Raw genomic sequence first — 12,847 nt, forward strand, 5'->3', positions numbered from 1 at the left:
ACCGCGCGGCAGTCACCGGGCCCGCAGGCCGTCGAGGGCGATGTCGAGCACCCGCTCCATCTGGCCCTCCTCGGTGAACGTGGCCATCGTGATGCCGCTGACCATCCGCAGCACGTCCTCGAAGGTCACGTCGGTGCGCACCGCCCCGGCGTCCTGAGCCCGCGTCAGCAGCGGCTCCCCTTCGGCGAACAGCGCCTGGCGGCATTGGCCGAACACCTCGGTTGGCGCGCCCAAGGCCGCGGTCAGCTGTTCGGCGAGCGCCCGCTTGGTGCCCACGTATCCGACGTACCGGTGCAGCCAGCCCACCAGCGCATCCCACGGCGGCAGCACCTCGGTGAGCTCGCGCGCGCTGCGGCAGAGCTCCTCGACCTGCTCGACGTAGATGCCCTCAAGCAGCGCCGGCCGGTTCGGGAAGTGCCGGTAGAGCGTCCCGATGCCGACGTGCGCGCGCCTGGCGATCTCCTCGAGGGTGACCGCCGAGTCCTCGGCGAACGCGTCCCGCGCCACCGCGAGCAGCTTCTCGTAGTTGCGTCGTGCGTCGGCACGCTGCGGACGGCGCCCGGGGACGATCGTCACCGCCCCGGCATCCGCGCTGGTCATGGCCCAGTTCCCCTTTCCGGCTTGCTAAGTGGAGGGCACCTCCGTATAGTTCTGGAGGGCGCCTCCACTTTACCACTCGTCGAGCTCCCTCCGAAAGGCTCGCCGCATCATGCCATCTGCTTCTTCCCTGTTAACCCGTCCGGCAGCCCGGCATTCCATAGGCCGGACCCCGGACCTGCGCACCGGGCGCGGCACCCCCTCGCCGCTGGTCATGGCGATCATCCTGACCAGCCAGCTGATGATCGTGCTGGACGCCTCCGTCATCATCAGCGCGCTGCCTAAGATCCACGACGCCTTCGGCTTCTCGCCGACGAGCCTGTCCTGGGTGCAGAACGCCTATACCCTCGCCTTCGGTGGCCTGCTGCTGTTCGGCGCCCGAGTCGGCGACATCCTCGGCCGCAGGCGCGTCTACCTCGGCGGCATCGCCCTGTTCACTCTCGCTTCGCTGCTCGGCGGCCTCGCCCCGAACGGCGCCTGGCTGCTGACCACCCGTGCGATCCAGGGCCTGGCCGCGGCCATCGCCGCGCCGTCCACGCTCGCCCTGCTGATGATGAGCTTCCAGGGCGCCCGCGAGCGGATGCGCGCCATCTCGCTCTACGCCGCCGCCTCCAGCGGTGGAGCCAGCGTCGGCCTCGTGCTCGGCGGCCTGCTCACCGACCTGGCCTCGTGGCGCTGGGGACTGTTCATCAATGTGCCGATCGGGATCGCGCTGGTGCTGCTGGCCCCGCGCTACCTGCCGGAGACCGAGCGCAACCCGGGCCGCTTCGACCTGGTCGGCGCGGTCAGCTCCACCCTGGGCATGACCGCCCTCGTGTACGGCTTCGTGCGGGCAGGCTCCTCCGGCTGGACCGACCACGCGACGCTCGCCTCGTTCGCCGGCGCGGTACTGCTGTTGGCCGGATTCGTGCTGGTCGAGCTGCGCGCGCCGCAGCCGATCATGCCGCTGCGCCTGTTCGCCAGCCGCGAGCGCTCCGGAGCGTATGTCGCGCGGCTGTTCACCGTGGGCGGCATGTTCGCCTACTTCTTCTTCCAGACCCAGTTCCTCCAAGAGGTGCGCGACTACAGCGCGCTGAAGGCCGGATTCGCGTTCCTGCCGATGACCGCGGTGCTGTTCGCCACCTCGCGCCTGGTGCCAAAGGTCGCCGGCGCGGTGAGCAGCGGCAGGCTGCTGATCACCGGCCTGTCGGTGGCGCTGATCGCGATGGCCTGGACCTGCCGGCTGTCCGCGGACACACAGTACTTCCCGCGTATCGCGCTGCCGATGATGCTGCTCGGCCTCGGTATGGGCATCGCGTTCATCCCGCTGACCTCTTCCGGCATCGCCGGGGTCGACCCGAAGGACAGCGGCGCGGCCTCTGGTCTGGTCAACGCCTTCCACCAGGTCGGTGGATCGCTCGGACTCGGGGTTCTGGTCACCGTGTTCGGCACCGCGGCCCGCAACGCCGCCGGGCAGCACAGCGCCGGCGTCCCGGCCGCGCTGGCCGCCAAGCAGCATCTGGCCCATGCGATCTCCGCGGCGCTCACCGGCTCGGTCGTGTTCCTCGCGGTGGCCTTGGTCATCGTGCTGGTGACGGCGCCCGGCATCTTCCGCAAGCCGCAGCCTTCCGTGAGGTGACCATGCGCGGTGCAGCTTGCACGCACGGGCCGCTGCACACAAAGGAAGACGAACCAGCACCCGGCTGCAACAACGAGCGCGCCCCCGGCTTACCGCACTCAGCGGCAGGCCGGGGGCGCTGCTTATTCACCTAATGCAGCTCACGGATAACTGACCACGTCACTCGGCCCTCCGAACGAGGAGTTAACCGCCGCGCCGGTTCCGTTGACTACCGACTGAATGCCGCCGGAGCCGTTGAGGAACACCGTCAGGATGTCGTGGAACTGCACGCCGGGGGCGTTCGGGCTCTGGAAGGCCATCGCGTTCTCGATATCCACGCCCTGGTCGAAGTACGAGTAGCTGCCCATCCCGTAGCCCTGGAAGCTGGTGACCCGGTTCGGCAGGTAGAAGGCCGGATAACCCTTCTGGGTCGGGCTCGCCATCCACGAGGCCTGATCCGGCACCTCGTACGGGTTCTCGTTCTGGAAGAAGATCACCGTGCCGGCCTGGCCGTTCCACACCGTCTCGGTCTTCTGGAAGTGCTCGACCGCGAGGCCGTAGGCGGTGACGTGGTCGCCGTTGACGATCAGGCCGGTGTCGCCCGGGTCGCCGGCCCAGGTTCCGGCGCCCGCGCCGTGGTCCGCGCGCCAGATCCAGACGTCGTCGATGATCGAGTCGTCGCTGTTATCGACGAAGGCGTCGGTCACCGAGCCGGCCTGCTCGCCGCCGACCCGGAAGAACACGTCGTCCACGGTCACCGGGTCGGCCGCGTGGCCGAGCGGGAAGCCCTTCCAGCCGACGGTGAGCAGCGACGGCGACTTGACCGCCCCGGCGTCGAAGATCAGGCCGGAGAGATTGACCCCGCCGACGCCGGCCACGTCCATGGTCACGTTGCCGTTGGTCGGTACGAGGGTCGGGAAGCCGAGGCCGATGATCTTCGTGTTCGGCCACAGCACGTGGATGGTCCGCGGGAGGTTGTAGACGCCCGGGGTGAACAGCAGGTTGTCGCCGAGCGCGAGCGCGAGGTTGATCTGTGCGACCGTGCTGCTCGGATTGACCACGTAGAAGGAGCTGAGCGGCAGCGAGGTCCCGGCGGTCTGCGTCGTGGCGGACCAGGTCGGCCCGGTCGAGTCGTGCTGCACGGAAGGCACGAAGACGCGGTACTTGCCGGCGGAGTCAAGGTACAGATACGGCTCCTCCTGCGTGACCGGGCAGGTGGCCAGCGTCGTGTAGGGCGCGGGGCCGCCGGAGAGCCCGGAGTTCGAGGCGAAGCTTTGCGCGGGCGCCCCGGAGTCGCCGCAGAACACCTGGTTCCACACGCCGTTGGTCCAGCCGTCCAGCGCGCTGTCGCGGGTGATGTACTGCTGCTGGGAGCCGTTGATCACGGTGCTGCCGGTGAACTGCGAGTCGGCGATGAACCCGCCGCTGGCGTAGTCCGGCGAGCCGTCGCAGTAGTCCATCAGACTCACCAGGCCGTTGACGTGCACCCGGCGCAGCGGCGCGGCCTGCGAGACGGCCCAGAACTCGGTGTTGCCCTTGCAGCCGGACTGGCCGGCCACGTTGATGGTCAGGTTGGACAGCGAGCGCCAGAAGTTGTCCAGCGCGACGCAGTTGTTCGGCGCGAAGCACTGGTTGTACACGTCGATCGAACCGTTGATCACGGTGTCGCCCGGGTTCAGGCCGAGCCCGGCGACGCTGGTGTAGAAGCCGACCTGGAAGACCAGTGGGTCGGCGGCTGAGCCGTAGCTGCCGGGGGCGAACAGCACGGCGTACCGCTGGCTGCCGAACTGGTTGGGGACCTGCTGATCGGCCAGGTTGTCCAGGGTGGTCTGGATCTGGCTCTGCGGCATGTCCGGGGTGAACACGATCACGTTCGGGCCCAGGCTGCCGCCGGTCCGCAGCCCCGGGATCGAGAGGTCGGGTCCGGTCGCGCCCTGGGCCGCGGTGCCCTGTGCGGTCGCGCTCTGTGCCGCGGTGCCCTGTGCCGTGCTGCTCTGGGCGGACGCCGCGGCGTTCGCGGCACCCGCGGTGACCGCGCTGCCCGCGACGAGAGCCAGCGTGGCGACTGCTACCGCCAGCCATCGAGGTCTGATCATGTTCACAGCTCCGTAAACGATTCCGGTGACAAGCGTGCTGAACGGTACTGCAGGAACGTGCAGCTCGGACCCCCCGAAAGTCCCGGATCGGCGCTCTGGCTGAGCCGACGGCGGCGGAGAGCGCTCTCCATCGCGACAGTGAACACTTGCGTTACAGGCGTGTCAAGAGATGGCGGCGCGCCGCCGAGTCACCTGCATGGACCGGCCACCGTGCGACCCGCCGCGAAGGCGGCGAGTCTCGATCTGTCATCGCCCAGCGACAGAAAGGACAGGGCATGGCCGGGAAGTTCGAGCTCTACACAGACGCGAAGGGCAAGTTCCGCTTCCGCCTCAAGGCCAGCAACGGGGAGATCATCGCGGTCGGCGAAGCCTACGAGTCCAAGACGGCGGCGATGAACGGCATCGACTCGATCAGGCGCCACGCCGCGGAGGCCTCGGTCCAGGACCTGACGGCCGCCTCAGCCAAGCCGTCGCCCAAGCCCGCACCGAAGCCCGCGCCCAAGGCGACCACCAAGCCGGCCGCGGCGCCGACCGCGTCAGCGCCGATGTCCGCGGAGCACATGGCCCACCACTAGCCAGCAACGCTCCGGCGCATGAACGGAGCCGGGTACGCCGAACCCAAACCGGCGTACCCGGCTCTTCGGTGTCAGGCGCGGGGCCCAGCGCGCACTCCAACACCGGGTCGGGCTTCAGCGGTAGCGGCGCGACTACCAGCCGAAGCCCGACGTGTAGGCGCGGACGTCGGCGACGCTCCACCAACTTCCGCTCGATGCGGTCAGCGTGATGCGGACGTAGCGCACCGGCGCGCCGGTCAGCTGCGCCGTCGTGAACTGGCCGGTGCCCTGACCGTTGGCCACCGCGGTCGTCCAGGTCGCGCCGTCCGCGCTCGTCGTGATCGTGTAGCCGCGCGGGTAGTCGCCGGTCGACGCGCCGGTGTCGAAGACCACTTGCTTCGCGCGGACCTGCTTGCCGAAGTCCACTTGGAGGTACTGGCCTGGAGTCTGACCGGCTCCGGTCGAGTAGCGGGTGCTCGCGTCGGCGTCCACGGCGTTCGCGGCCACGTCGCCGGTGCAGCAGGAGTTGGTCGGGCCGTTCGGCTGCGCCGTGGCGGTCCATCCGGTCGGATCGACCTGCCTGAGCGCGTAGGCGCCGGTCGGGGTGCCGCGCCAGGTGAACGTCGCGAGGGCGCCGCCGGGCAGGGTGTAGGTGAACGCCTGGTCGCCCTCGCGCACCGCGAAGGTCTGCGGGTTGTCGTTCTCGTTGTGCGCGACCAGGACCGTCGTGCCGTCCGGGTCGCGGAACGCCACGTCCATCACCTGGCCGTTCCAGCCGGTCGTGCCGAACGAGGTGCTGGCGATGCGCACCGCGCCGGGCTTTACGAAGCGGGCCAGGTGCCCGAGCGTGTAGTACTCGGCGTCGTTGGTCACCGTGCCGTCCGCGGCGACCGTGACGATGCCGGTGCACGTGCCGCAGCCGCCGACGTGCGGGCCGCCGTCCGGGTTCAGCGCGAGATTCCAGTTGATCACGGTCTCGGCCCAGTTGCGGGTCGCGCCGATGATCAGGTTCCTGGCATGCCACTTGAGCGTGTCGGAGAAGGTGTTCGCGGGGTTCGCGGACTGGCTGCCGGAGCACTCGGTGAAGTAGATCGCCTTGTCCGGGAACTGGTTGTGCAGCGCGGTCATCGCGCTCGGGTCGCCGTAATAGCAGTGATAGGCGACGCCGGTAACCCAGCGGCTCGCCGAGGAGGAGAGCACGTTCTGGGGGTACGCGTTAATGTCCGCGGTCTCGTCCGGGGGCGTCGCGGCGGCGTCGTTCGGGTGCTCGGTCCAGTTGTGGTCGTAGGCGAAGATCTGTGTGTCCAGGCCGGCCGCGCGCAGCATCGGGCCGAGGTCCTCGATGACCTTCTCCTCCTGCGTGCTGGACATGTCAGTGCCCGGATAGCCGTTGGGCGTGCGGTTCTGTGGCTCGTTCTGGACGGTGATCGCATTCACCGTCACGCCGTTGGCGCGATAGGCCTCGATGAACTTGAGCAGGTACAGCGCGTAGGAGCGGTAGATGCGCGGGTCGTCGATCAGCCGGCCGCCGTCGAGTGAGCCGCCGGTCTTCATCCAGGCCGGCGGACTCCACGGTGTCGCGATGATCTGAAGGCGCGGGTTGATCGCCTTCGCCTCGCGCAGCAGCGGGAGGATCTGCGCCTGGTCGTGCGCGATGGAGAAGTGCCGCTGCTGGTAGTCGGTCTGTCCGGCGGGCAGGTCGTCGTAGGTGTAGGCGGCCGTGGTCACGAAGTCGGAGGCGCCGATCGGCTGGCGCAGATAGTCCAGGCCGTCGCCGGTCGCCGGGTCGAACAGTTCGCGCATCGTCGCGGTGCGGGCGGCGGGAGCGAGCCCGTAGAGCACGGAGGCCGAGGAGTCGGTGATCGCGCCGCCGAAGCCCTGCATGGTCTGGAAGGTCCGGGTCGGATCGACCACGATCGTGGGCGCAGTGGTCGCCGCGCCGCCGCCCGCGCCCGTGTCGGCAGCGCCGAACGCGACGGTGCCGAGGTCGCTGAGCTTGTCGGTGCCGTCCGGGGTGGTGACCCAGACGTGCGCGGCGACCGGAGCGGGGGCGCCTGCGCGGTCCGGCGTGTTCGCCGCCGACGCGCCGGCCGAGGCGCCGACAGCGGCGATCGCCGTGCCCAGTGAAACCGCGATGAGCCTGGAGCGGGCCATGTCTGTCCTTCCTTTCGCGCCGCCCTGTAACAGATGTAACAACGTTGGAACATTGACGACAGCCGTAGAAAACCAGCGGTTCCGGCAACTGTCAACGGGTAGTCGAGCACCGGTATGCTGCGACCATGAAACGCGGTGCTGTAACAAGCGCGGTGGCACATGGTTAGCCCGGCGACACCGCGCCGGGTGACAGTCCGCGATATCGCGGCGCACACCGGCGTTTCGATCGCCACCGTCTCGCGGGTCCTCAACGAGCAGGCGAACGTCGCACCGCGCACCCGCGATCTGGTGCGGCGGGCCGCCGAGGAGCTGGGCGCGCAGACGGACGCGGCAGGCCGTGCCACGGCTGTGCGCCAGGGCGCGGTCTTCGTGCGTTGCCCGTACGTGCTCACCGACTACTTCGGGCTCATCGTCTCCTCGATCGCCGAGACGCTGGAGCTGCACGGCAGGACGCTGATTCTCAACGCCGGTGAGGCCGCGCAGCAGGCCGCCGTGTTGCCCGCGCTGCCCACGCGGGCCGGGGTCGGCGGTGCGATCGTGATCCTGCCGCCGGAGCCGAGCGAGCAACTGGTCGCACTGCGCGGGCGCGGCTTCCCCTTCGTCGTGGTGGATCCGCGTACTGCGATGCCGCGCGACATCGCCGCCGTGTCCGCCGCGCATTTCGCCGGTGCCCGCAGCCTGACCGCACACCTGACGCGGCTCGGGCACCGCCGGATCGGGGTGATCGCCGGTCCGGACAACTGGCTGGCCAGCGAGGCGCGACTGGCCGGGCACGCCTCGGCGCTCGCCGAGGCCGGCGTGCTGCCCTCCCCCGAGCTGGTGCGCGCTACCGAGCCGACCACCCGCCACGGGTATCAGGCTACGAATGCGCTGCTCGATCTGCCGCAGCGGCCCACGGCGCTGATCGGCTTCAACGACAAGGCCGCCGTCGGCGCGCTCACCGCCGCCGCGCAGCGCGGGCTGCGCGTGCCGGACGACCTGTCCATCGCAGGCTTCGATGACATCGATCTGGCCCAGGCGACCAGCCCGATGCTCACCACAGTGCGCCAGCCGCTGGCCGAGATGGGCCGGATGGCTGTCAGCCTGTTGATCCGACTGCTGGACGGCCACCGGGTGGACGCGCTGCACGTCGAGCTGGCGACCGAGTTGGTGGTGCGGGGCTCCACCGGTGCGGCGCCGGCCCGCTGAGGCCCGGCGCGTAAGTTTCGGCGGCCACCCTCGGCTGGACTGCGCGATGATCGACGGCCCGGTCACGCCCTTGACGATCAGCGCCGCCGGACCCAATCCTGCGGTTTCGGCCGGGATAAGCCGGTTGAGCTGCATTCCCCACTCGATGGAGGGCACCGTCGATGACCATCGCAGGGCGCCGCACTGACCCGGTGCGCGCACAGGTTGATACAAGACCTCGGATACGCCGCGGCGTGCTCGCGGCGGCCGTGCTTCCGGTAGCGGCGGCGGCCGCGTTCGCCGCGGCGGCTGTGCCGGCGACCGCCGCGACACCGAACGCGACGAGCGCCGCGACCGTCAGCATCAACACGGGGCAGACGCTCGCGACCGTGCCCGCCACCGGGGTCGGCACCAACGGCTCGGTCTACGACAGCAAGCTGATCGACGCCGCAGTGCCCGGACTGATGAAGAACGCGGGCATCGGACTGATCCGCTTCCCGGGCGGGACCTCGTCGGACACGTACAACTGGAAGAACAACACCGATGTGCTTTCCGGCCAGGCGCAGTCGGTGAACTTCGACCAGTACGCCACGCTCCTGAGCCAGAGCGGCGCCCAGGGCATGATCACGGTGAACTACGGCACCGGCGACACCGTCGGCGCGACGCAGAATCCCGCGGAAACCGGCGCGCAGTTCGCCGCGGATTGGGTGCGCTACGCCAACGTCACGCACAACTACGGCATCAAGTACTGGGAGATCGGCAACGAGATCTACGGGAACGGCACGTACGGCGGCACCGGCTGGGAGCCGGACAAGCACTGCACCTCCGCTACCAGCCCGACCAACTGCGGCCCCGCGGTCTACGCGCAGAACGTGAAGGCCTATATCAGCGCCATGAAGGCGGTGGACCCGAGCATCGTCATCGGCGTCGTGCTGACCGCGCCCGGCAACTGGCCCGACGGCGTGACCAACAGCGCCAGCCCGCAGACGTGGAACCAGACGGTGCTCTCCGCGCTGGGCAACCAGATCGGCTTCGCCGACGTGCACTGGTACCCGCAGAACCCGAGCACGGTCACCCCGCCCGGGCCGACCGACGCCGGCCTGCTCAGCGACACCTCGCAGATCCCGACGATGGTCTCCAGCCTGCGCTCCTCGCTGAGCCAGTACAGCGGAAGCGCCAACGTGCCGATCATGATCACCGAGACCAACTCGGTGTCCTCGAACCCCGGCAAGCAGACCCTCAGCATCGTCAACGCCCTGTATCTGGAGCAGGACTACCTGGGCTGGCTGCAGAACGGCGTCTCCAGCGTCGACTGGTGGCAGATCCACAACGGCATCGTGACCACCGGCGACAACGGCTCCTCGCTCTACGGCACCGCGACGTACGGCGACTACGGCGTGCTGGCCGACGGGAGCTGCGGCACGATCAACGGCGCGCAGGTCTGCGAGCCGGCCGCCGACACTCCCTTCCCCGCCTACTACGGCATGCAGTTGCTCAGCAAGTTCATCCACCCCGGTGACACCCTGGTCTCGGCGACCTCCAGCCAGTCGCTGGTCAAGTCGTACGCCGTCAAGGCCGCCGATGGCTCGCTGCGGGTGATGTTGGTCAACGACGACCCGAGCAACAGCTACTCGGTCGGGCTCAGCTACTCCGGATTCACCCCGGCCTCCGGCGCTCCGAGCGTGGCCACGCTGGCTCCACCCGGCACGTCCATCACCACAGCGGCCAGCGGTAGCGCGGCGGCGCAGACCATCGCGCCGTACAGCGCCGCGGTCATCACGCTGCAGCCCGGCTCGACCGTGACGCCGCCGACCACGCCCGGCACGCCGACGGCTTCCGGCGTCACGTCCACCTCGGTCAACCTGAGCTGGACCGCGTCGACGAGCAGCACGGGTATCGCAGGGTACGACGTCGTCAGCGTCAACGGCACCACCGAGACCGTGGTCGCGTCGCCGACCACGAACTCGGCCACGATCAGTGGCCTGACTCCCTCGACGAGTTACACCTTCGCCGTCTACGCGAAGGACACCGCGGGCAACCGCTCCGCGCGCTCCGGCACGGTCGCCGTGACCACGAGCGCGTCCAGCTCCTCCGGCGGATGCAAGGTCACCTACGCGCCGAACTCCTGGGGCGGCGGCTTCACGGCGAACGTGACGGTCGCGAACACGGGCACGACGGCGTGGAGCGGCTGGACGGTCGCCTGGACCTGGCCCGGCGACCAGAAGGTCACCAACGCCTGGAACGCCCAGGTGACCCAGAGCGGCACCAAGGTGACGGCGACCAACGTCAGCTACAACGGCGCCGTGCCGGCCGGCGGCTCGACCTCGTTCGGGTTCCAGGGCACCTGGTCCAGCAGCAACGCCTCGCCGACCGCGTTCACCGTCAACGGAAACGCTTGCACGGTCGGGTGATCGCAGTTAGCTGACGGCGGTATCCAGTCAGCCGCTCAGCGCAAGGGTCGAACAACGCGGGGCCGGTGCGCACCAAGCACCGGCCCCGTGCCGCACCATCCCGGCTTCGGACGGCTCGCGCCCACCGCCGACCGATGGGAAGGTGGACCGGTGGGATTGCATGAGGGACACCGCAGCGACCGCCGCCTAGCCGTCAACCCGCTACTCTCCGAGGCCGATCCGCTCGGCCCGCTCGAGGTCGCACCGCCCGCGCACCGGCTGCCCGACGGCCCGATGCCGCCGTCGATCGCATACCGCCTGGTGCACGACGAGCTGATGCTCGACGGCAACGCCCGGCTCAACCTGGCCACCTTCGTGACCACCTGGATGGAGCCGCAGGCCACCGCGCTGATGGCGGAGTGCGCCGAGAAGAACATGATCGACAAGGACGAGTATCCGCAGACCGCGGAGCTCGAACGCCGCTGTGTGTCGATCCTGGCCGATCTGTGGAACGCGCCGGACCCGCAGGCCGCGGTCGGCTGCTCGACCACCGGTTCGAGCGAGGCGTGCATGCTCGGCGGCCTCGCCCTCAAGCGCCGCTGGATGCGCGAGCCGCGCAACGCCGACCGATACGCCTCCGGCCAGGCCCGGCCGAACCTGGTCATGGGCATCAACGTGCAGGTCTGCTGGGAGAAGTTCTGCAACTTCTGGGAGATCGAGCCGCGGCTGGTCCCGATGGAGGGCGAGCGCTACCACCTCGACGGTGAGCGCGCCGCCGCGATGTGCGACGAGAACACGATCGGGGTCGTCGCGGTGCTCGGCTCGACGATGGACGGCAGCTACGAGCCGGTGCCGGAGATCTGCGCGGCGTTGGACGCGTTGCAGGAGCGCACCGGGCTCGACATCCCGGTGCACGTGGACGGCGCCTCGGGCGCGATGGTCGCGCCTTTCCTCGACCCGGAGCTGTCCTGGGATTTCCGGCAGCCGCGGGTCGCCTCGATCAACACCTCCGGCCACAAGTACGGCCTGGTGTACCCCGGCGTCGGCTGGGCGCTGTGGCGGGACAAGGCGGCGCTGCCCGAGGAGCTGGTCTTCAAGGTCAACTACCTCGGCGGGGACATGCCGACCTTCGCGCTGAACTTCTCCCGCCCCGGCGCCGAGGTCGTCGCGCAGTACTACAACTTCCTGCGGCTCGGCCGGGACGGCTACCGCGCGGTGCAGCAGGCGGCCCGCGACGTCGCGCAGCACCTCGCGCAGGGAGTCGAGGCGACCGGGGCGTTCCGGCTGCTGACCCGCGGCGACGAACTGCCGGTCTTCGCGTTCACCACGCGCGACGAGGCCACGGTCTTCGACGTCTTCGACGTCTCGCGGCGGCTGCGCGAGCGCGGCTGGCAGGTGCCCGCGTACACCTTTCCGGCTAACCGCGAGGACCTGGCGGTGATCCGGCTGGTATGCCGCAACGGGTTCTCCATGGACCTGGCAGACCTCTTACTCGCGGATCTGAACCGGCTGCTGCCCGAACTCCACCGGCAGCCGGGACCGATGAGCGAGCACGGCGTGAAGAAGCGCACCGCCTTCCACCACTGACGCCGAGATCGGCGGCTGTCTGTAAGTAGCTACTCGGCCAGACCCGCGCGACGCAGGTATTCGAGGTCTTCCAGGTATTGCGCGAAGTTCTTGGACCGGCGCGGCGCGATGGCCACCAGCGAGTCGAAGGGCGTCAGCTCGAACCGCGAAACGGCGATCCCGGCGTACACCGGCAGCTCAACGCCCTGAGTCTTGTCCACGACGTCCCGGTGCAGCAGGAACTGCGTCTCTGGATTCCGCCGCACCAAATGCCCCGGCACCATATAGAAGTCCGCGTCGCTGAACTCGGCTTCTGAGATGTCCAGCGCCCAATCCACGTCGCGGTAGTACGACTCGATCGCGGCGTTGAACTCGGCCTGCAGGCGCTCCTCCATCCCGTAGTTCACCGGCGTCGTCATCAGAGGGCCGATCCGGCCCTTCAGTGTGACGTGCTTGAAAACGCAGCCGGAGAGTTGGTGCAGCTTGGCCAGGGAGAGCCCGTCGACGGTCACGTCCTCGAAGCGCACTCCGTGCACCGAGCAGTTCGCCGCCGAGGAACGGCTGATCGTCACGTCCCGCACGACCAGCCCGAGCCCGGGGTCGTCGTGCTGCGCCAGAATGCACGAGTCGAACTTGACCCGATCCAGGTCAAGCCCCTCGAACACGCGCCCGCTGCCGTACTGGCGCAGCCGGGTGAAGGTCTCGCCGCCGATCTGCTGTCGCATG

The 12,847-nt window shown here is 69.3% G+C and carries 8 protein-coding genes and 1 pseudogene; 5 read left to right on the plus strand and 4 right to left on the minus strand.

Annotated elements, in window-relative coordinates; all coding sequences use genetic code 11:
* Window positions 1–12: 12 nt before the first annotated feature.
* Complete coding sequence (locus VFA06_RS07960) at window positions 13–600, minus strand: helix-turn-helix domain-containing protein (protein WP_324839792.1); 588 nt, start codon at window positions 598–600, stop codon at window positions 13–15.
* Window positions 601–709: 109 nt separating this feature from the next.
* Between VFA06_RS07960 and VFA06_RS07965 the strand changes: the two genes are divergently transcribed.
* Window positions 710–2,215, plus strand: a complete 1,506-nt coding sequence (locus tag VFA06_RS07965; protein ID WP_324839793.1) for an MFS transporter — start codon at window positions 710–712, stop codon at window positions 2,213–2,215.
* A gap of 140 nt (window positions 2,216–2,355) precedes the next feature.
* Here the strand turns inward: VFA06_RS07965 and VFA06_RS07970 are convergent, their stop codons facing one another.
* Entirely contained in the window at window positions 2,356–4,290 is a 1,935-nt protein-coding gene (locus VFA06_RS07970) for a hypothetical protein (protein WP_324839794.1), read from the minus strand.
* Window positions 4,291–4,565: 275 nt separating this feature from the next.
* On the opposite strand from VFA06_RS07970, the pseudogene VFA06_RS25865 reads away from it, so the two are divergent.
* A pseudogene (locus VFA06_RS25865) lies at window positions 4,566–4,739 on the plus strand (YegP family protein); the annotation flags it as partial.
* A 258-nt stretch (window positions 4,740–4,997) separates the two neighbouring features.
* On the opposite strand, the gene VFA06_RS07980 reads toward VFA06_RS25865, so the two are convergent.
* Window positions 4,998–6,998, minus strand: a complete 2,001-nt coding sequence (locus tag VFA06_RS07980) for a discoidin domain-containing protein (RefSeq protein WP_324839796.1) — start codon at window positions 6,996–6,998, stop codon at window positions 4,998–5,000.
* Between the two features lie 159 nt (window positions 6,999–7,157).
* Here VFA06_RS07980 and VFA06_RS07985 point away from each other — a divergent pair, with 159 nt between their 5' ends.
* From VFA06_RS07985 to VFA06_RS07995, 3 genes are all read left to right on the plus strand, one after another.
* On the plus strand, window positions 7,158–8,186 hold the full coding sequence (locus VFA06_RS07985; protein WP_349260102.1) for a LacI family DNA-binding transcriptional regulator: 1,029 nt from the start codon (window positions 7,158–7,160) through the stop codon (window positions 8,184–8,186).
* Window positions 8,187–8,347: 161 nt separating this feature from the next.
* The gene (locus VFA06_RS07990; protein WP_324839798.1) at window positions 8,348–10,576 is read left to right on the plus strand and encodes a cellulose binding domain-containing protein; all 2,229 of its coding nucleotides are present in this window, start codon (window positions 8,348–8,350) and stop codon (window positions 10,574–10,576) included.
* 150 nt (window positions 10,577–10,726) lie between these two features.
* Window positions 10,727–12,142: a glutamate decarboxylase gene (locus VFA06_RS07995; RefSeq protein ID WP_324839799.1), complete on the plus strand. Its 1,416-nt coding sequence runs from the start codon at window positions 10,727–10,729 to the stop codon at window positions 12,140–12,142.
* Between the two features lie 29 nt (window positions 12,143–12,171).
* Here VFA06_RS07995 and VFA06_RS08000 read toward each other — a convergent pair whose 3' ends face one another.
* The gene (locus tag VFA06_RS08000) at window positions 12,172–12,846 is read right to left on the minus strand and encodes a hypothetical protein (protein WP_324839800.1); all 675 of its coding nucleotides are present in this window, start codon (window positions 12,844–12,846) and stop codon (window positions 12,172–12,174) included.
* Between the last annotated feature and the right edge of the window lies 1 nt (window position 12,847).

The sequence above is a fragment of the Actinocrinis sp. genome, assembly GCF_035653575.1.
Taxonomy (GTDB): Bacteria; Actinomycetota; Actinomycetes; order Streptomycetales; family Catenulisporaceae; genus Actinocrinis.